General features: G+C 39.6%; 12 protein-coding genes. 2 read left to right on the top strand and 10 right to left on the bottom strand.

The annotated features are described in order from the left end of the window. Positions 1–19: 19 nt before the first annotated feature. The 3 genes from FNH22_RS32570 to FNH22_RS03315 all read right to left on the bottom strand — a co-directional run bounded on the left by FNH22_RS32570 (position 20) and on the right by FNH22_RS03315 (position 5,618). Positions 20–367 carry a hypothetical protein gene (locus FNH22_RS32570; protein WP_255517970.1) on the bottom strand — a complete coding sequence of 116 codons (348 nt, stop codon included), beginning with the start codon at positions 365–367 and terminating at the stop codon, positions 20–22. A 317-nt stretch (positions 368–684) separates the two neighbouring features. After that, on the bottom strand, positions 685–2,604 hold the full coding sequence (gene nagB, locus FNH22_RS03320) for a glucosamine-6-phosphate deaminase (RefSeq protein WP_143396901.1): 1,920 nt from the start codon (positions 2,602–2,604) through the stop codon (positions 685–687). Between the two features lie 557 nt (positions 2,605–3,161). Then, a complete protein-coding gene (locus FNH22_RS03315) occupies positions 3,162–5,618 on the bottom strand; it encodes a glycoside hydrolase family 88 protein (RefSeq protein ID WP_185154063.1) in 2,457 nt (818 codons plus the stop codon). Positions 5,619–6,311: 693 nt separating this feature from the next. On the opposite strand from FNH22_RS03315, the gene FNH22_RS03310 reads away from it, so the two are divergent. Next, positions 6,312–9,170, top strand: a complete 2,859-nt coding sequence (locus tag FNH22_RS03310) for a pitrilysin family protein (protein ID WP_143396899.1) — start codon at positions 6,312–6,314, stop codon at positions 9,168–9,170. Between the two features lie 298 nt (positions 9,171–9,468). On the opposite strand, the gene FNH22_RS03305 is transcribed toward FNH22_RS03310, so the two are convergent. The 7 genes from FNH22_RS03305 to FNH22_RS03275 all read right to left on the bottom strand — a co-directional run bounded on the left by FNH22_RS03305 (position 9,469) and on the right by FNH22_RS03275 (position 20,467). Further along, complete coding sequence (locus FNH22_RS03305; RefSeq protein ID WP_143396898.1) at positions 9,469–11,877, bottom strand: TonB-dependent receptor family protein; 2,409 nt, start codon at positions 11,875–11,877, stop codon at positions 9,469–9,471. A gap of 373 nt (positions 11,878–12,250) precedes the next feature. Next, entirely contained in the window at positions 12,251–12,508 is a 258-nt protein-coding gene (locus FNH22_RS03300) for a hypothetical protein (RefSeq protein ID WP_143396897.1), read from the bottom strand. A 243-nt stretch (positions 12,509–12,751) separates the two neighbouring features. Continuing rightward, a complete protein-coding gene (locus FNH22_RS03295; RefSeq protein ID WP_143396896.1) occupies positions 12,752–14,113 on the bottom strand; it encodes a RagB/SusD family nutrient uptake outer membrane protein in 1,362 nt (453 codons plus the stop codon). A gap of 20 nt (positions 14,114–14,133) precedes the next feature. Then, complete coding sequence (locus FNH22_RS03290; RefSeq protein ID WP_221420207.1) at positions 14,134–17,556, bottom strand: TonB-dependent receptor; 3,423 nt, start codon at positions 17,554–17,556, stop codon at positions 14,134–14,136. 161 nt (positions 17,557–17,717) lie between these two features. Further along, positions 17,718–18,773, bottom strand: a complete 1,056-nt coding sequence (locus FNH22_RS03285) for a FecR family protein (RefSeq protein ID WP_143396894.1) — start codon at positions 18,771–18,773, stop codon at positions 17,718–17,720. A 178-nt stretch (positions 18,774–18,951) separates the two neighbouring features. Next, on the bottom strand, positions 18,952–19,500 hold the full coding sequence (locus tag FNH22_RS03280) for an RNA polymerase sigma-70 factor (RefSeq protein ID WP_185154061.1): 549 nt from the start codon (positions 19,498–19,500) through the stop codon (positions 18,952–18,954). Between the two features lie 358 nt (positions 19,501–19,858). Beyond that, positions 19,859–20,467, bottom strand: coding sequence for a hypothetical protein (locus FNH22_RS03275; RefSeq protein WP_143396892.1), 609 nt, complete (start codon positions 20,465–20,467; stop codon positions 19,859–19,861). A 373-nt stretch (positions 20,468–20,840) separates the two neighbouring features. On the opposite strand from FNH22_RS03275, the gene FNH22_RS03270 reads away from it, so the two are divergent. Next, positions 20,841–21,335 (top strand): YfiR family protein, encoded by a 495-nt coding sequence (locus FNH22_RS03270; RefSeq protein WP_185154060.1) that lies wholly within the window; start codon positions 20,841–20,843, stop codon positions 21,333–21,335. Positions 21,336–21,354: the final 19 nt, after the last annotated feature.

Genomic DNA, 21,354 nt, shown 5'->3' with positions numbered 1-21,354 from the left:
GTAAAAAAGACGCTACCTTTCAGGAATACCGCATCTCAATAAATTCGATATCTGTAAGCACGTCAGCGCGTCGCCAATACCGGGCAAAAAAGAACGTGGTGAGCATACCTCCTGCCAACATATTCCACCATAACCAGTTCCCTGCAATACCACTCTGAGCAACAAGCTCTGTTACCGCCAGAGGCGTATCTGCGGCAAATGTAGTTGCTACCATAGAGGTACCTGCTATATACCAGGGCAGACTTCTACCGCCAAGGAAAAAATGGGCCAGGTCTTTCCCTGCCTGTTTTCGAAATTTTAAGCCAATAAAAAGGCTTATAATAAGAAATGAGAAGATAATTATATAATCTAATACTGCTAATTCCATACTTTATTTTTTTAGACTCGCCCAATGGTCAGGCATTATAGAAATGCACTTTTATATAAGAATAGATCCATAAAAGATTAATGCCAGTCTGGCCTGCCGGAAGGTTGTGCCGACAAAACTAACCTTAAGGCTACCCAAACACAGATAGCTATTTCAGCTTAATACAAGTTAAGTTAAGCGTCTAATAATTCATGTCCTGTTCTTTTATTCAAATGGTAGTTGGGCAATCCTCTTTTTAACTAAATATTTATTCAAAATCTGGCCAGGGGGATCAAATCCACTCCGTATTTCATCGTTTCATTCATCCCAAAGCTCTTTTAGAAATGGTATCTTTTAAAAGCTTCTATGGCTTCATATTCAGCCAATCCGAGGAAATGATATAGTTTTGAAGTGGATCTGTTTCGTTCTTCCGCCCTCATCCAAAACTCCCTTGAATCATCACCTTTGAACATCACACGATCTTTTTGTGACTGGTGGAAAAGTATGGCGTTTCTTTTTTTCGTTACTTCATCCGGGCTTAATGGAATGGCCATTTCTATTTCGTGAATTTCCCACTCATGCCAGGCGCCTCTGTACAACCACACCCAGCAATCGTTCATAAAATCATTTTCTTTCAGGTTATCCAATGACTCAAATATGGCATCCAGACAAGTTTTATGTGTACCATGCGGATCTGCCAGATCACCTGCAGCATAGATCTGATGCGGGCGGACATCTTCAATAATCTTAGAAACTATAGCAATGTCTTCCGATCCTAAAGGCTTTTTCTTGACCTCTCCCGTTTCATAAAAGGGCATGTTCAAAAAGTGAACGTACTCATCTGCAAGGCCAATAGACCGTACGGCTGCATAGGATTCATATTTTCTAATGGCCGATTTCAGGTTCCTTACCTCTTCATGGTCTTTACCCTGACCTGCACTCTTTTTAAGCAGATCAATAATGTGCTGATAGGTGGAAACAGCATCATTGTTCCCGGCAATATCTTGTGTTACCTCAGCAAATTTAAGCGCCTCATCATCAGAAACTGCGATGTTGCCGGAAGTTTGGTAAGCCACATGTACTTCATGTCCTTGTTCAACGAGTCTGAGAAAGGTCCCTCCCATGGAAATAACGTCATCATCCGGATGTGGACTGAAGATCAAAACTCTTTTTTTCGCCGGGTTAGCCCTTTCCGGTCTTTTCGAATCGTCTGCATTAGGTTTTCCTCCCGGCCAACCTGTAATGGTTCTCTGCAAACCATTGAACATCTTGATGTTCAGATCATACGCTGACCCTTCAAGCGCCAGCAGATCGGACATCCCCTGTTCGTTATAATCTTTGTCGGTTAACTTCAGTATAGGTTTTTTAACTTCGTGGCTCAACCAGGTGATGGCCTTTCTTTTTAGTGATTCATCCCATTTGCATTGCTTGACGAGCCATGGGGTTTTACAACGTGTTAATTCTGAAGCAGATTCATTATCAAGAATAAAAGTGGTATTCTTATGTTGTTGTAAAAAGGTAGCCGGTACATCTGATGTTATGGGTCCTTCAATGGTTTTCTTTATTATCTCCGCCTTTTTATGCCCCCAGCCTAAAAGTACAACGCGTTTCGCTCTGAGTATAGTACCAATACCCATAGTAATAGCTTTTTTAGGAACATTTTCTATCGCATTAAAATCTGAGGTAGCATCATAACGTGTCAGATAGTCAAGGGTGATGATCCTGGTCCCGGAATTATAATGGGATCCGGGTTCATTAAAACCTACATGGCCCGTTCGTCCTATCCCTAAAAGCTGAAAGTCAAGTCCGCCATAGCTTTTGATTTTCATCTCATACTCGATACAATATTCCTCCATCTTATCCATCGAAGTGGTACCGTCCGGAATATTAATATTATCAGCAGGAATATCGATGTGATTAAACAGGTGTTGATGCATAAAGTAGTAGTAACTTTGCGCATTCTCCCTATTTAAAGGATAGTATTCATCCAGGTTAAAAGTAACGACATTAAAGAAGCTCAGCCCGTCCTCTTTATGCATTTTAACCAGTTCTTCATACACCTTTATGGGTGATGATCCTGTTGCAAGGCCTAAAACACAAGTCTCTCCATTTTTTTGCTTCTCTGTGATCAGTTGCGCAATTTCCTTTGCGATTACTTTTGATGCCAGAGCAGAGTTATCAAATATTTTATTGTGAATTTTCTCGTACCGGGTTTCTTCAAAGAAACCTACTTCTTCGTAGCTGATGTCTGTGATCATGGTAGTGTTCTGTTAACAATTGTTGACGTCTTATTTTAATCAATTATAAGATTTTAAAACTCTTGTACAAAGTATATTTATACTATGACATTCGTTTTTTTACTCTTTGAAGGATAACCAGTGATCATATACTTTATGACCCGTTATTTCTGGTTCTGCATTGATAGAAGTTCTCAATATTTTTTTATGCGGTAAACGGCCCCGTACCTTTCCAAATACACTCACTTTCAGCCTCTTCCCTACTCTTTACACTTCAATATTAAAGTTTTCTCCGAATACTTTAATACCATCTTATACAACACGCTTGAAATTTTTGGATACTACGGCAGTACTTTTGAAGCCTGTAAGCCCTATACCGGTATTCCTCTTTAAAATCCACTATAGCACCCACGCTACACGGACAAACGCATCTTATTTTTCTTTGGGAAAATACCTTGGAATACTACCTACCTGAGATTAGATGGATTACACCTGCTTAACATGAATGAAAACAAAGAATTAAAGCCTGTATTCTTATGCTATCACATCCAATGATTGGTATTAAAAATCAGACTTAATTATTTATCCGAAGTCATTAGCTCATACATTTCCTTGCCTGCCATTAAAAAGGCACCTGTTCCATACACCTGCCAGTCTTCTTCCGTAAATTTACGCGGATCTATGCCTTCTGCCTGTACGCTGCCAAGCCTGCCGTTTTCATTGACTTTAGTACATAGCTCCTTCCAACTATTCTCCACGGCCGTTCTATGACGGGCTTCCAGCAGACCGTTGTTTAATCCCCATGCCAGGGCATATACAAAAAAAGAGCTACCTGAGGATTCTCCTACATCCTGGTATTCGGGGTCAAGAAGGCTTACTCTCCATAATCCATCCTTACCGCGAAGGCTAATTAGTTTGAAAGCCATTTCCTGATACATCTGTTCATACTTCGCCCGGCTGGGATGGTTCCCGGGCAGCAAATCCATTATTCTGCAAATGCCTGCTATGACCCAACCGTTTCCACGTCCCCAAAATATTTTTTTTCCGTTTTCAGACCGTTGTTCAAAATAACGGTCGTCTCTGAACATGAGTGAATCTTCCTTGGAATACAGATAGTCTGAAGTGATCCAGAACATTCTATCCATGTAGTCAAGGTATTTTTTCTCACCTGTAACCTGTGCCATTTTACCAAATACCGGAGGGGCGACAAAGAGAGCATCGCACCATGTCCACCATTCATCAAAATAAGGATTGTCCTTAAACCTGACATCAGCCTTGTACGCGCGTCGGGTAGCAAGGTGTGCGTCCAATACCCATTGACTATGCTCGATCATTTCCGGCTTTTTCTCCCTCTCATAAAGCCATGCCCAATTTGAAATAACCGTCAGCATATCAGCATAGAAAATCTTATCGTTGATCTTATAGTTAGCATGTTCCCCAATGTTGATCATTTCTTGTTTATAGCGGTCCTCCCTGGTCAACTCATACAAGGCTTCCAGACCGACAAAATAGGTGCCCCAATGCCAATCCGTCACACGTGTGAGGTCATAAGGGTTGGCAAATTGCCAATCTGCAGTTTGACGCATAATATCAATGATCTGTCCGGGCTTTAGAGGGTCTGTGATGTCTGGTGATGGTATGCCCATTTTTATGGAGCTGTGAAAACGTTCTTCCCAGGTGGTATTGGTCCAGGAAGCATGACTATAAACGATGTATTGCGTATTTTGCATCCACAAGACCTGCAAGGGATTACCTTTTTTAGCTCCTCTTACCGCAAAAGGACGAATGTTATCTTTAGCAGACCCCTGGGTGATCAAATCTATCTTCCATGATTTTCCATCATTGCCGGTGGTCCACTTTTCTATTTCAAAGACCGAATCACGTTTAACGGAAAGGTATAATTCATTTGTATTCTCATGGTCAATGTTCATCCCACCGGAATAATGTGGCGCCCACTCTCTCCTATTTTTCTGTGTCTTGGGAAACCAGCTTCCCGAGTTGATCAATGTCCGGTTCATCCAGGTTTTTCCGGACCATTTTGCATAACAATAATAGTGTGTGGTATCTGTTGGGAATTTAGCATAAGCAATGACGGGGTTACCTTTTTCATCTTCTGCAATGTCCCAGTTCCATGCTTTTGCACCACCTTCTTTAGCGTCATATACTACATCCAGCTCTTCCGTCTTTAACGGTAATGCTGTAATGTTTTTGATCTTTTCGCCATTGGCCCTATAAAATGCCCCATCCTCATAATAGGTATAATATATATTGTTGTTCTTTTCTTTATCCGGATGCCCATCTGTAAAAGTGAAGTGTATTTTACTATCTCCATTTGAATACACTTTGGTATAGGGACGTCTGAACGCATAGGTAGGATCCGGTGTATAAATAAAACGCCCTTTAGTCCAGGTCTGACCGTTATCGTCACTTTGAGAATAGCTGGGTTTACCATCGATCCCCCGCCAGAAGAGATAGATCCTTCCATTCTCAGCTTCCAACCTTATGGGATGACTATAGTCCTGGGACATGGAAGCATTCGGTGTAGGTTTCTTTGCTTCATCATTCAAATAGAGGTGTTGTACCTGTTTCCATTTCGAAATATCTTCAGCATTCTCAGATCTGATCAAAAAACCCGGAGGCGCCACCGAAGATTCTCCGTAACCATGCCGGTTAAAAAAGACCAGTAGTTTCCCCTCACCATCAAATAAAATAGATGGATGGTCATGATCATCCACTTCAAGATTTTCTTCTACTATATGAGTCTCTATCTCTTTTGTATCATGGTCATACCACGCCATGATGATGTTTCCATAATTATCCACCCATCCCGAGTAAGTCCGTTTATACTTTCCTTCATAATAAACCGCCCTGGGATCAGTATACCAGCACCAGGAACCATTAAAAGTGAATGATTTATAGGATTCACTATTTTGCCCGACGGTTTTATTGACCTTTGTTTGTACAAGTTTTAGCTGCCCTTTTGCTACTGAAGCTGTAACGATAAGAATAGTAAATAACAGGATAATATTTTTCACTTCATTCATTTTAACGTGTGATGTTCTGGTTAATGATTATTAGTTTTCACGATTTGTTTTCAGAACTTTTAGTACAGGGTTAAAGTAAGTTTTCTATTCGTCTCTTTACCACAAAGTTTCCATAGTTTTGAAATTTTGACAATAATTGATAGAACCCTTCATCCAAGATAGTGGTTGAGGGTGTTGAAGGCTAAGTCGTTATTTGCAAAATGACACTTATGAATCCTTATTCAAAGAACGGTAATACGTTAGCTGAGAAATAGTGAGATATTATCTCATACTATACAAATAATTGCATACTAATCTCATTATCAACACATTTTGATAACATTCATACATATTGAAGGTTTTAAGAATGCTAAAGTCAAAACATTTTTCTTCATATTATTCCAATACAACCCACTCAACTATAAAGCTCTGTGTTTATCGAATCCTCTGATTAGCATAAAGGCTTAGAGCTTGTCTGAGAGGTTTGCACGACCTACTCGCTATGATAAAAGAATATATCAAACGGCGGTATATTTAGTCGCCCTTCACTCTGCCACATCAATAACTTTGTGCTGGGAAAAGACTTATTTGGTGCTGTATTATCGCATCTTCCACCTCTACTTTTACTTTATGAATACCTGTGCCGTTGAACTCAGACGGCATTTGTTGATAATTTTAAAAGCATTGTAAAACCACCATCGTTTAATGATTTCTGTTAAAACAATAATACTGGCATTGTTACTTGTAGGCGTTAATAACCTGGAGGCTCAGACGACCTCATTTGGGGAAAATAATCTTAATTCACCCATTCCAATTGATCCCACAATAAAAATGGGTAAACTGGATAATGGACTTACCTACTATATTAAGAAAAACACAAAACCAGAGCACAGGGCTGAATTAAGGTTAGTTGTAAATGCCGGTTCTATTTTAGAAGACGAAGACCAGCTTGGATTGGCTCATTTTGTAGAACACATGGCATTCAATGGGACCAGGAGTTTTGAAAAGAATGAACTGATCAGCTATTTACAAAGCCTGGGGGTGGAATTCGGAGCAGATTTAAATGCACATACCAGTTTTGACGAAACTGTCTATAAATTATCCGTACCTACTGATGATGAACAAACTTTCAATACCAGTCTGCAAATATTACGCGATTGGTCTGACGGCATTACTTTTTCCGAAGAGGAAATTGATAACGAACGCGGTGTTGTAGCAGAAGAACTAAGGGCCAGGAGTGGTGCAGGTATGCGTATGTACTACCAATCCATTCCCATATTGACGAATAATTCAAGGTACGCCGATAGGTCACCTATAGGCACTTTGGATGTAATAATGAACTCAAAGTATGAGGCCTTGACAAGATTTTACAAGGATTGGTATCGACCGGATCTTATGGCATTAATACTGGTAGGTGATTTTGATGTGGCAAGCGTAGAAACAAAGGTCAAAACATTGTTTAAGGACCTAAAGTCAGTCAAAAATGCCAGGGAGCGAGTGCATTACACTATTCCCGGTCATAATGATTCAAAAATTGGAGTGATCACAGATACTGAGGCCACCAGGGTAAGTTTTTCCGTTTATCATAAGCAGTCTGGTCATGAACAAAACACCTTGAACGACTACAGGCAGCATTTGGTGCATCGGTTATATGCGGGAATGTTACGTCAAAGGATGTCAGAAATGCTATTGTTGCCTGACGCTCCATTACTGGCTGCCTCCGCCGGCATTGGTGACTTTTTGAGTAATATGGATAGCTACTATTTACGGGCTACACTCAAAGAAGATGAGATCTTACCTGGTATAGAAGCACTTTTAACAGAAGGCGAACGTGCAAAAAGGTATGGTTTTACACAGTCCGAACTTGACCGATATAAAGCTGTATTACTGAATAATACAAAAACATATTATAAGGAAGCCGGAAAAATATCATCGCGGTATTATGTGGAGCAATACACAGATCATTTTATGGATAATAAACCTATCGTAGGTGAGGCATTCAATTATGAATTCTACAAAGGTATGCTGCCCGGAATCACCCTGACAGAAGTTAATAAAGTAGCCAGTGATTGGGTAGGTGAGAATAATATCTCGGCGATACTTAGCGCGCCTCTTAAAGAATCGTTGAAACTACCGGACGAAAAAGAGATCAACGACCTGTTGAATACTATTTCAACGAAGAAAATCGACAAGTACGAAGATAGCCTGGGAGATGTTCAATTGATGACAAAAAAGCCAACACCCGGAGAAATAGTGGAGACCAATTATAATGAAAAGGTGAATGTAACCACCTGGAAACTATCCAATGGAGTAACAGTAATCGTTAAGCCAACGGAGTTACAAAACGATTTGATTTCTATGTCGGGCTTTAGACCTGGCGGGAGTTCCCAGGCACCCGACTCCATTTTTGTATCGGCTTACTATGCAAGTAACATTGTTGGGGCCAGTGGAATAAACGGCATATCCACTACGGACCTGAAAAAGCTGAACATGGGTAAGACCGTCTCGGCACGTCCTATCATTAATTATTACGATGATCTTTTTTCTGGCTCAAGTTCCGAAGCTAACCTGGAAAGGATGCTTCAGATGACCCACCTATATTTTACGGCTCCCAACAAGGATGAAAATGTATTTGACGCTAAAAAAGCGACTACTGCATCGCTAATGAAAAATATGGAATCCAGCCCGGGGGCATATTTCAGCATGAAAGTTAGAGAGACCATGAGCAATAACCACCTTAGAGGTATCTCTATGACTGAGGGCCAAATAAATAATGAATTGATGCTGGACCAGGCCTACGGGTTTTATAAAGATCGTTTTTCATCTGCCAATGGCTTCACCTTCATCTTTGTAGGAAGTTTTGATGTGGACAAGGTCAAAAATTTAACTACTCAATATTTGGGAAGTCTTCCTTCAAACATGCAGGAGACAAGCTCCTGGAAAGACATCGGATTACGTTACGCTGAAGGGTCTATTAAAAAAACCATAGTAAAAGGTGTAGAGGAGAAAAGCCAGGTAGATCTGCAATTTGTTGGCAAGCTGGATTTTTCGCTGGAAAAGAAAAATCAATTGAGTTTGTTAGCAAAGCTTCTAAAAATCAAACTTACAGAAGAAATGCGTGAAAAAATGGCCGGAGTCTACGGTGTAAGGGTTTCTGGTTTCGCCAGCGACCGGCCTTATGACTGGTACCGAATGCAAGTAGCCTTTACCTGCGCCCCGGAAAACGTAGATGCTTTAACGGACAAAGTACTGGAGGAAATAGAAAAACTAAAAACAGAAACTATTTCCGAAGAAGATCTAAACAAGATCAAAGAAGCCGAACTGACCAATGCTGAAGAAGGATTAAAGTATAATGGGTATTGGGTATCAAAATTGAAAACGGCCCACGAATACGGTCTTGACCCGGCGAAGATATTAGACTATGAGGCGGACATTAACCGGCTTACTGCGGAAGATTTTAAAGAGGCCGCAAACATATACTTCAAAAAAGAGCATGCCACCTTTATTCTGATGCCGGAGGAGAAGGTTGAAACGCCTGATTATAAGCTGGAGGAGAAGTACTAATTATAATTTTTCAATGTCCATTCTGCCAATGTTAAACGATTGGAATACAGAGAATAAAGTACCACACTAAGTCATTAATAACTCATTTGGATTTTACGGATCGTTATAAGGGGATGTCTCAAAATTTGGGGCATCTCCTTTTTTTAATCGGATACCTCCATCTTTCAATGTGGCCTGATTAGGGTTTTACCGAAAATTCATTTTGTTCCTTAGGGAAAAAGCATAGCGAAGAGCCTGGAGCATACCGTGTGGTGGATACTGGTACCGGAAGCTGATAAATGGATGGGGTAAAACAGGTTTAAAACCTCGACCCGTCCACACCACTGGTCTTTTTGGCCTTTTTGTTAATCTTTTCCCCTGATGAAAAGCGGTAAGAAAAAACGAACATCATCAAAGGTCGTGGCACTTCGGACCTTGCTGAAATGGTGGTTTCATCTAATACAAAAGTAGTTTTCTCTCTGTTTGTAACCCCAAAGATGTCCGAAACACTAATGGATAACCTGGCCTTCTTATTGAAAAATTGCTTTGATACACTCGCTGTTGAATTCACACGGATAAAACGATTAGGTTCACCAAAACCATAGGCCTCACCATTGCTAAACGATGACCTTATATTTAAAACAAAATCAGCTGGCAATGTAAAGGTATTAGCTAGAGTGGCACTGCCCGTAAATACTTTATTACTGGTTCGATTATTGTCTAAAACACTGTAAATCAATTGACTAATAATATTCACCCTCCACCAAGGCACCAGCTTAAAATTGGTATTGAAGTTTAACCTGTATAAAGACCTTGTACCTAAATTTTGATATGACATAATCGCTACATCATTTTCAAGAAGCTGTGTACTGGCAAATAGGTTGTTGTAAAAATTAGCATTGACTGAAAAGAAATATTTGTTTTTAAGGGTATACCCTAGTTTAAGAAGGTGATAAATACTTTGTGTCAGTTTTGGATTTCCGCGTCGTATCATCGTTGAATTCACAAAAACTTCGAAGGGGTTTAATTGTATGTAGGGAGGTAAATTATATCCTTTTCTATAAGAGGCATTGATATTACTGGTTTGTTTTTCCCCAAGCATGTATTTGACAATGATCACCGGTAAAACATTATTAAATGAATTATTGAACGCCCGGTCTGACGTAATGGAAAAGCTTCTGGTTTCCACTCGTTCTACCCTGACGCCAAGAGAATACTTTAAACGTTCATGATTTGATGCGACAGATGCGTATCCTGCATAGACTTCTTCACGATATTCAAATGAGTTGGTGAATGTCGGATCGATTTGAAACGCTTCTCCCCCTTCATTAAATGTTTCGAGTACATTGTTATCTTCTATGGATAAAAAATCATATTTCAGCCCTGTTTCAAAGTTCCACTTTCTGTTTTTTATGGGTAAGGTATAGTCCAGTCGGCCACTAACTTGCCGGTTATTTTGCGCCTTCTTATCTCTGTTCAACGTTGTGATTGAATCAAGATCATTCACCAGGACCAGTTCGTTGCTGTTAAGGTGATTATTTTCAGTATCATTCAACCGGTAATTACCCGCTATGTCCAGGCGAGCACCTTTTTCTCCTATATCATAACGATATGCCAGATCAGCAAAATGGGAACGTACCTCATCACTATTATCATTGAAATTCAACTGGGTGGTTAGAAGGTTTTCCTGCTCAAACTTTTCTGTAGTAAAGTCAGTCTTTGTTGTTGTGTTTGCATTATCAAAACCAACATTCCCCCCGATTGAATGGTATTTATTAATGGTATAGTCCACACCTAATCTGCTGTACCTGCTATCGTACCTGGATACCGTCTTCTGTTCTTCATTGAAGAATAAACTCCGATCACTTGGTTCCCGGATCACAAAAGAAGATGAGACCCTTCTTGCGTAGGAATAAGGTCCGGCAGCACCCGAAAAGATCAGTTTACCAATTTTATAGTTGAGGCTTACTGAAGGAAAAACGCTTAAATTGGCATTTCTGGCTCGAACAGAAGCAGATCCCGATATACCATCTTTACGTTGTTTTTTCAGGTCAATATCAATGATCGTTTTTACCCGGCCCCCATGTTTGGCGGAAGGAGTACTGATCAATTCAATACGCTCTATTTGATCGCCCTGCATGGTTTCCAGGATATTGTTGAGCAACCCTTTCGATAATCTGGCCGATCTGCCGTTGAGCATTATCGTGGCGGGTGAACCTTCCAGGGAAACATTGCCCTCTTCATCCAACTGTACACCGGGAAGAAAAGACAATACCTCTATGATGGACAGTTTTTTATATAATGAATCATTTTTGATATTAAAAGTCATCCCTGTAGCACTATGTTCAATGTCTTTTTCAAGTTCAGCTTTTATGACGACTTCGTCTAATTGAAGATCCCCTTCCTTCAAAACAATAGCAGGCAGTGTTGTATCCTTTTGCAGGAAATACGTTTGAGTATGGTTTAAATAGCCTAAAAAACTCACCTCTACGGTGTATTCTCCCGGAGTAAGTTGTATAGAAAAAAGGCCTTGATCCTGAGTTACAGCCGCAACCTTTTTTTGTGTTTCTATCGATGTAAAAACTACATGAGCATAGGGAAGCTCATTTTTCAGGGAATCCATTACCTTTCCCTCAACCCTAATTTTCTTGATTGCTGAGTCAGGATCTACTTGTGAATAGGAAAATTGAAAACAAAACAGGCAACATAATAAGCAATAATAACGCATCTGATTTTTAATCGGGTGAACAAAACATACTAGCTGGACACAATACTGTTTTGTTTTGGGAGTAATGCTAAACTCGCCTTAGGTTATTCTTAATACATAATAGCATACTTTTTTTTGATAATCGTGGAAACAGACACCCATTTCCTACGGTCTATGCGGAAGTCACATCACCACTACAACCCAACTTCAAGCATTTTAATCAGTTTATATGTATGGCCTTCGAGGCTACCATTTTATCAAAGTCACAAAGCTCAGAATCAGGTCAAAGTAGTAGGTCGCTCCAGAGCTATGTTATTCATTAAAGTCTACAACCAATCACTAAAGTAAAATCAATGAGTGCAACAATACTGCACTTACCAAATTCAATATCTTATTAGCCGTTATCCACCTCATTTAGCTTTTCAAAATTAAGGGTACACATAGTGCCTTGCCGGGTATAAATAAAACTCCTTCGGGTTCGGTTATACTCGATTGGAAACTCAAAACCATCCTTCAACTCAGCCACCAATTCATACAGTGACCTTTTTGAAATCCCTAATTTTTCCGCACATTCGGAGGGTGTTCCTGTCGCTTTCAATTTGATCAATTGGTCAAACTGTTCTACTCTGGCTATGTATTTTTTTAATGGCATCAGCTATAAATCACTGGTATTGGTGAATCATATCTTGGTTCATCGAATACTTTGCACGATTTCCGGAGAACCGAAAGAAGACTGTAAGTAATGCTATTGGTTACGTACAAATGGTTGTTATTCATAAAATGAGGGTTAAACCGCAGTTTAAAGTGTTAATTTATAGACGTACGAGGTATCATCGTTAACCTAAACCAAACAAGAGACAATACCCCATACGTCTTTTCAACTATGTTGAAATTTTTATTGTGTATATCCAGGGTTTTGATCTCCTATACTAAGTGCACCATTAGCATCAATCTCTGATTGTGGAATTGGTAATATATACTGATCTATTGATGTAACCGTCGGCTTGTTATCTATAATTTTATCGAAGCGAATACCGGCAAACCATTCGGCTCCATGTTCAAAGGACAACTCCAGAACAATTTCTGTATAAATTTCGTCAAGTAGCTCAGGGATCGTGGTAGCAGCAGAAATTTGTGGTGATCCGAACGCACGCGACCGTATTTCTTCCAAGGGAGCTTTAGCTTCTTCTAACGAAGCTCCACTCCGGGCCAGTCCTTCTGACTTAATAAGATACATCTCAGCCAGACGTATATAATATGTAGGATTATAAGTATCAATATTATAGACTTTCTGTATACTTAAATTACTCAAAGAATAAGTCTCACCTGCTCTGGGATCAGTGCCCATAAGATCCACAAGCCATTCACCAGCTTGATACCATCTAAAGCCATATTGAAATCTTTTCCTATTTAATAGCGCACTGTTAAAATTCACATCATCCCGATAGCGCATAAAGATCATCTCATCTGATGTAATTCCATCATCAAATACATCGGCAAATGTAGAACTGAGTGAAACGAGACCTTCCTCAATCACTTCATCAGCCAATACGGCCGCCTCAGCGTATTCACCCATGTACAGCCTAACTCGCGCTTTCAGTGCTTTCGCCGACGTTTTTGAACTGTAATAGGGCACAGTGAGATCAGGCGATTGATTAATAGCAACATCCAGATCTTCTATAATCAATTCATAAACATCTCTCACACTACTTCGTCCCAGGTTCCTTGTTACAAAATCAGATGGTTCTGTACGAGTTATTACCCCTAGTGCGCTATTAAGGTCATAGAACTGCCCAAAATACCTGAGTGCATCGAAATGAGCCATAGCTCTTAGAAAATGGGCTTCGCCAATTATTTCTTCCTTACGGCCGTTCAAGAATAGGTTGTCATCCAATTCAGGAACTAAATCAATAACATTGTTAGCCGCATTGATCATCTCATAAAATACACCCCACAGCGTTGGCAAAGTAACTGAATTATCAGTCTCAACAGCATTTTGCTCCAATTGCGCATCACCTATAGTCGTACGAATTTCCATACTACCACTCAACAGACCCGGTGTATACTCTGTATGCAAATAATAACCCTGCTCATTTAGTGTGGCATAAGCGCCATTGAGTAGATTTTCAGCACCTGATACATCATTAACCACATTTTCAGGAACAAGATTATTAGGTGGTTCATTATCTAAGACATCCGTTAAGCCACATCCTGTAATGGTTAAAATAATTATAAGTATTATATATATATGCTTCATATTTATCAGTTTGAATTATATTAAAAGCTTATTCTTACTCCCCCGCTGTATAACCTTGCTTGTGGAAAGCGATTATTATCCCTGCCTGAGCTTACATCATTGTTAAACAAATTGTTAGTCTCGGGATCTGCACCGGGATAGTTAGTAAATGTTAATAGATTAGTTGCCGATACATGGAACACACAGGTGTTAATGAATTTCGTTCTTTTCAAGATAGATGCAGGCAATTGATATGACAAACTGATATTTTTCAAGCGGAGATAAGAAGCATCATGCACATAATAGCTTGAAAAACGGTCATTATCATTTGGGTCAAGAAAAACCGATCTTGGCTGATCGGTAGGGTTTTCTGCTGTCCAATTATTTAACACTTCAGCGATCTTATTCTCGCTGGCAAAGGCACTTGCAAACGTAATACCTACACGTTGACTTTCCCAAAACAAGTCATTGCCGATGGAATAAGTAAATAAGGCTGTTAACGTAAGACCTTTATAAGTAAGCGTATTGGTAAAACCACCGAACCAATCCGCTTGAGTGTCACCAATAATTGTTTGATCGAAAGCATTAACCTCTCCATCCGGTATTCCATCCGGCCCGTTAATATCAAGAAATCTCAAATCACCGGGTGCCGTTCCATCTCTTTGGTAACTGCCATCAGGCGCAGAGGCGTTAAGAGCATCAATTTCGGATTGCTCTTGGAAAATACCATCGGCTACATATCCGAAGATAAGCCCTATGGGCTCACCCACCTTAAGTCTCGAACCAGTATTTGGAGGGTTGATCGTATTTGTGTCCTCATCAAGGAAATCATCGTTAATACTTGTAAGTCTATTGCGGTTTCGACTGATGTTACCTGAAAGTTGCCAACCAAAGTTTTCTGAACGAATAATGTCAGCCGTCAATTCTAATTCAATCCCTTCATTTTCTGTATCCCCAAGATTGCTTATCACCCTGGTGAAACCAGCGTTTCTGGGAATATTAGCAAAATATAATAGATCATTTGTACTCTTTTGATAATAGACTACTGATCCGCTAAGTCTTCCTGATAGCATTGAAAAGTCTAAACCAAGGTCAAATTGCTGACTAGTTTCCCATTTTAAATCGCTATTTCCCAATTGATTTTGTACAACTGCCGGCAAACCTCCATAAGTACTTGATTCAAAAAGAGTTCGCCATTGATAGTCTCCAAAATCCTGTTGACCGGTAACACCAATACTCGCCCTAAGTTTAAGGTCATCAAAAATTCGCGCACCGGACATAAATTCTTCACTAGAAATCCTCCAGGCCAAGGCAGCTGTTGGGAAAAACGCCCATTTATTATTGTCAGCAAACTTAGAAGATCCGTCAACCCTTCCTGCCAAAGTTATATAGTAACGATCATCGTAGGTATAGTTTACTCTGCCGAAATAGGAAGTTAGTCCATTTTCAGATTCATATGAGTCTATCAGGAAATCACTGGTAGCACTGCCCAGGTTTGTTAACACATCATCTTGCGGAAAGCCCTCACCTGAAGCTTCCAAATAACTACTCTGATCACCTTGCCAGCTAACTCCAAGTACAGCATTAAACAAATGTTTGTCCAACTGACGGTCATAGTGTACCGTATTCTCCCATACATGAGATAAAAGATCTGAGTTGCCATGAACAGCATATCCGCTTCCCAATGCCCCGGTTATCGTATTCAGACCACCTTGACCAGTATGACTAGGGTAAAAACTTTCACGATTACCTGCATTGTAGTTGAAAGACAGAAATGATTTAAAATATAACCCTTCAAAAATATCAAGTTGACCATAGACCGACCCAAGTAGAAGACTGGTAACATTCTCCGTTTTAGCTGTAGACAAAGCTACCGGGTTTTGTTCGCGAAATGTACCTGAAACAAAATAATCACCATTTTCATCAAATACAGGCACATCCGGACGGAAGCGGTTAATAGTATTCAATAAACCTGGATCCGGTATGATTTGATTCGAGTGCGAAAGACTTATACTCGTCCCTATTGTTAATGCATCACTTAGTTCAGTATCTAAATTCAAATTAAGTGAATAGCGTTCAAATGCAGAATTCTCAAAAACGCCATCCTGATCCCTAATTCCCAAACCCACATAATATTTAGTGTTTTTGGATCCTCCACTGGCAGATAAGTTAAAATTCGTGGTCACTGGATTCGTGACACTCACCTCATCTTCCCAATTAGTATCGGCATCACCAAAATAAGTACTATCAAGTACACTTTGAGCAAAGCCGTTGGTGGATCCCGAATTCACTACGGCTTCAGTCCATACACCCCGAAATTGTTCTGCATTAAGCAAGTCAACTGTTTGCGCTTCTCCTCTGTTTACACTGAAATTTGCATTAAAAATTGGTTTTTGACCTTCTCCACCTCTTTTAGTGGTGATAATAATCACTCCATTGGCAGCCCTTGATCCATAAATAGCTGTGGCTGAAGCATCTTTCAAAATATTAACGGATTCAATATCTGATGTATTGATATTACCCAAAGGACTATTCACCCCCTCATTAAGTAATTCTCCATTCAAATTATTGGCGTTGCTTGGTATATTACTCGTAGCGACAACAGGTATACCATCAATAACATATAATGGTTGATTTGAGCCAAGTAATGAAGTAGATCCCCGGATACGCACCCGTGCTGCACTACCTGGCTGTCCACTTTCCTGAACTACATAAACACCCGCTGCTTGCCCTTGTAAAGCCTGATCAATATTGATGTTTACAGGCAGCGCCTCCATATCCTTAGCTTTAATGGTAGATACAGTTCCTGTTAAATCCCTACGTTCTACATTCCCATAACCAATCACCACTACCTCTTGCAGTTGAGCAATGTCAGGATTCATGGTCACATTCACTTCAGTCCGACCACTAATTTCCTCCTTAAAAGAAGTATATCCGATAAAAGAAAACGTCAAAGTAGTAGCGTCTTCAGGAACTCTCAAAGTGTAATTTCCATCAATATCTGTAATAGCACCTATAGTAGTACCCGTGACAACCACACTCGCTCCCGGGAGTCCATTTCCCCTCTCGTCAAGCACTTTACCTTTAATAACATAATCCAGGCTCTTCTCTTTCAAGAGACCATTTGACAGCTTTACGACGAGCTTTTTACGAACAGAAATAAGGTTATTCACCCGCTTAAAGTGAAGGTCTTTTTTTTCAGCTATCAGCTCTAACACCTTATCCAGGCGCTTTTTGCGGGCATCTACCCTTACTTCAATCTTTTCATCAAGTTCATCAAAGTAGGTGAAAGTAAAATCAGTTTGGGTCTCAATCTCAGTGAGTACGTTAGAGAGTGTTTTTACTCCAGGTGTCAGGATGACTTTATAGTCACTCAACAGCTTTTGAGACTCCCCGGTATGGGCCAATAACACACCCGATAAGGTGCTGGTTATCATCCACATCAAAAAAATCCTCCTCGACATTGTTAGAATTGTTTTAACCCAATCGTTTTTGGTAAATTTGTGCATAAGCAATACGGTTAATTGTGAAACAATAGTTAATCGTGAAATTTTGAGCGAAAGTACCTGGCCGTACTTTCGCTCTTTTATTTATATGGTTTTTGACGCTATATTTTCATTTTGATTTAATTGGTTACTAAATCTTTGTTCAGATAAAACTTCTGAGGTGATATTGTAATCATGACAGAATCATTTCTCATTTCATAAGTAAAATTTCCAGCATGCCCCAAAGCCTTTAACACAGCACTCAATGACTGGTTCTGTTGTTTTAGGGTAACCCTTCTTTTAAGTAAGCCTACTTTTAAGAACTTATTTATTTTTGGGTTTTCATGAATACTCTTTGTTACTATCTTAACACCATACCAACGCTCCAATGCAGGCATCACCTCATCAAGTGGCTCATTTTGAAATACCAACCAGCCGTCTTTCCACGCAATATAATCCTGGGCTGTTACCACTCTTTTTATCCAGGCACTGTCAGCACTACTAAATACTACTCTTTGATTCTTTTCAAGTATCACAGCGTTGTCCTCATGTGTGACATTTACCTTTCCTGAGGCCACCGTCACTTGCATCTGGTCCTCTTCAGGATAATACTTTACGTTAAAGGAAGTCCCTAATACGGAAGTAGTAAACTGTCCGGAAGTAACAATAAAGGGCTTTGAAGGGTTTTTAGTTACCTCAAAGAATGCCTCTCCTTTCAAAAAAACATTTCGACTTTCTTTAGAAAATTTTTCAGGAAATCGGATCTCGCTGCCTGCATTCAAGCGCACCCTTGACCCATCCGGAAGCGTCATGGTCCGTTTTTGTCCCGCTTCGGTATGCCGATCGACATATACAATACCAGCAGCTGAAAAATGACTTTGTTTCATATAATATCTTGAGATCACACCTGTAGCAACCAATACTAATAGTAGAACAGCCGCTACACTGGTACCTATAAAACGCCTCCTTTTTCTCCTTGCGGCATAGTGGTCTCTCAGTCGCTGTACCACTAGACCTGATTGAATATTGGAGAACATTTTCTTTCGGATCTCCTCTTTATTGTCTGGATCACCCACCATGAGCACTTCAGTATCATCAAAAGAAGTATACCACTTATCCACCTTTTGTTGCTCCTCAAGGCTGGCTTGACCCTTCAAATATTTACGAATTAGTTTTTCCAATTTCTCTTGTCTCATGGGAGTGAATAGTTCTGGCCTTTATATAAAGTCAGTTCAGCGGCCCAAACTACGTAGTGAGCAAAGAAAAAAAATTAAAAAATATCTAAATCAATTAAAAATCAGATAGTTAAAACGAAAAATATTGAGTTTTGTGGCCCTTAAGATATCCGTCAGACAGGAGTAGATAGCAGAATGGTTACAATGACAGCAATAGGCAAACAGAAACACCCAAATACCTTGTCAACTTCGATTTCAGTATTTTCTTTGCTTGGCCAACATGTGTTTCCACTGTCCGGGGAGAAATATCCAGCTCATCTGCTATCTGTTTTGTACTATAGTTTTCATCGTATTTAAGTCGAAAAACCAACCGGCATTTTTTTGGTAGTTCGTCTATAGTCTGTGAGATAAGTTCGTACAATTCGTTAAAGGACAATGTATCGTCTGTACTGTTTTTATAAGAAACGGAAAAGGGTTGTTGTTCCTGAATATATTTTCTTCTCACAGACTGGTGAGCAATAACATTGAGTGTTTTATACTTTAAAGCAGAAAACAAATAAGATGTTAATGATTTATAGATTGTCAGGTCCTGACGTTTCACCCAAAGGTCCGTAAAAATATCCTGGATGATACCTTCCGCCACCTCTCGTGATCTCAAGCGATTATAAGCCATTGCATACATAGATTCCCAGTGCTTGTTGTAAATAATTTCAAAAGCACTATCATCTCCCTTTTGGAGCAGCTTCACCAGCTCATTATCCGTATAAAGTTCTTTCGTCAGTATCCTATTTTTAAAACCCTTTTACAATTTAAGAGATTAAAGAGGACGAATCAACCACCTCCTCCATCACTATTTCACAGAATGACTTATTAAGATAACTGACTGAAGGGAAACTAAAAAGTTAACAGCCTGAAAATTAGCGCATTAATTTCCTAAAAGCATCTTCAAGATATTGCTAAAAATGAATCTGAACCATTTTTTTTTATGATGTAAGGATATATTATAAAAAAAATCAAATTAAAACTTGAAGTTAGTCAGTAAAAAAAATAAAAGATACTTCCCTATTTAGTCATCAGTCGTTGCACTCCGGTTTAGGCCCTATGGATCAAAACGCTCCACTCTTTTTCATATAATCTTCAATCTCACTTCTTTTAAGATAAAATGCTATTCCCAAAAGTTGATGGCCCAGTCCATGATCAATGGCCGTCCTGTCTGCCTCACGTTCAAATTCATAGTGAAACTTCTTAGAGGTTAGATATTTGGCCGCCCACCATAGCATGTGAATAGAAGGGTGTTCGCTATAATATTTGAAATGTGCCATTTCATGACCAAAAACGCCTACCTGATCATTTAGAGAGATATGTTTTATAAAGGCATTAGACGCTATGAGTAAAACATACTTATGCTTCTTCCTGGACCTGAATACATTACCTGCCGCCCAACTTGCGGTGATCGGGTGTCGCACGTTTTTCTTGTACTTGATGCGGATATCACGCCCTTTCAGTTCGGGGTAGTGCTGCAAAGCAATGTTTACTGCCAATTCCAATGGGTCACCTTGTGGCGTTACAGCATTTCCATTCAATAGTCTTAATGTATCCAGTTTTGGCCCGAAGGTCTCTTTATCATAGTATTTAATGTTATCAGGTTGCCCGATCAGCTCCAGGCCTCCCGTCATCACCACAGCAAACGATAATATAAACCCCTTTAAAGTCATACGCTAATAACGACGTTTCAATAGATTTTGATTTACCCGGTCATTTGTTTTATTATCATGCTAAATGGCCCACGATGTTCCGGAACGCGCCATCAATAATACAGTTCAGACAAAACTACAATAGGATCGCTGATTTTGTATTGAATTAACAAATGAATGATGCCCCGTCGGACTGATGTTATTGCATATACCAATGGTTCAAATTCAAATTCATGTCTGCTCCATCCTCACGTACTATAGACATAAATACCTACAAAACAGTTGATTACGCCAATAAATACGCTAAAACACTTAATAAGAATACGACCAATCGCTGATTACATAGTGCATTTGCCCTCTCTAGATTTGTAAGATGATTGAAAAAAAGAAGGGTATGGAAAAAATGATTATGGTGATTATGCTGGTCCTAACGGGAAGTTTGACAAGCATATTTGGACAGAGCACAGAGCGGTTTGAAGCACTATTTATCTACAAATTTAGTGACTATATCAAATGGCCTGATAACAAAGCCAAAAAAACGGTGGGCGTACTGAACAACAGTATGGTATTGAAAGAGCTGAATAAGGTTTCTGCCAGCTCTGGAAAAATTACAGCAATACAACTTGATGGTCTTTCAAAAATTGAAGAGTGTGATATTGTATATGTTGGTGAAACTACAGATGCTACGCTACAACAGGCTGTGGCTTCTGCAAAAAGCAACCACATTTTATTGGTCACCAAAGGCCAAAAACATGTTGGAAAAGGTTCCTGCATTGGATTTTACACGGAAGGAGGACGCTTGAAATTTGCGATAAGTCCTAAGAACATGGCTGCCTACCAGCTCAAAGCCAGTGGTACACTCACTGCATTAGGAAAAATAATAGAATAGACATTTGCTAAAGAAATAA

It is taken from the genome of Fulvivirga sp. M361, from assembly GCF_007097395.1.
Lineage (GTDB): Bacteria > Bacteroidota > Bacteroidia > Cytophagales > Cyclobacteriaceae > Fulvivirga.
Note: the sequence above shows the minus strand (reverse complement) of the source record. Positions and strands in the feature narration are given on the sequence as shown.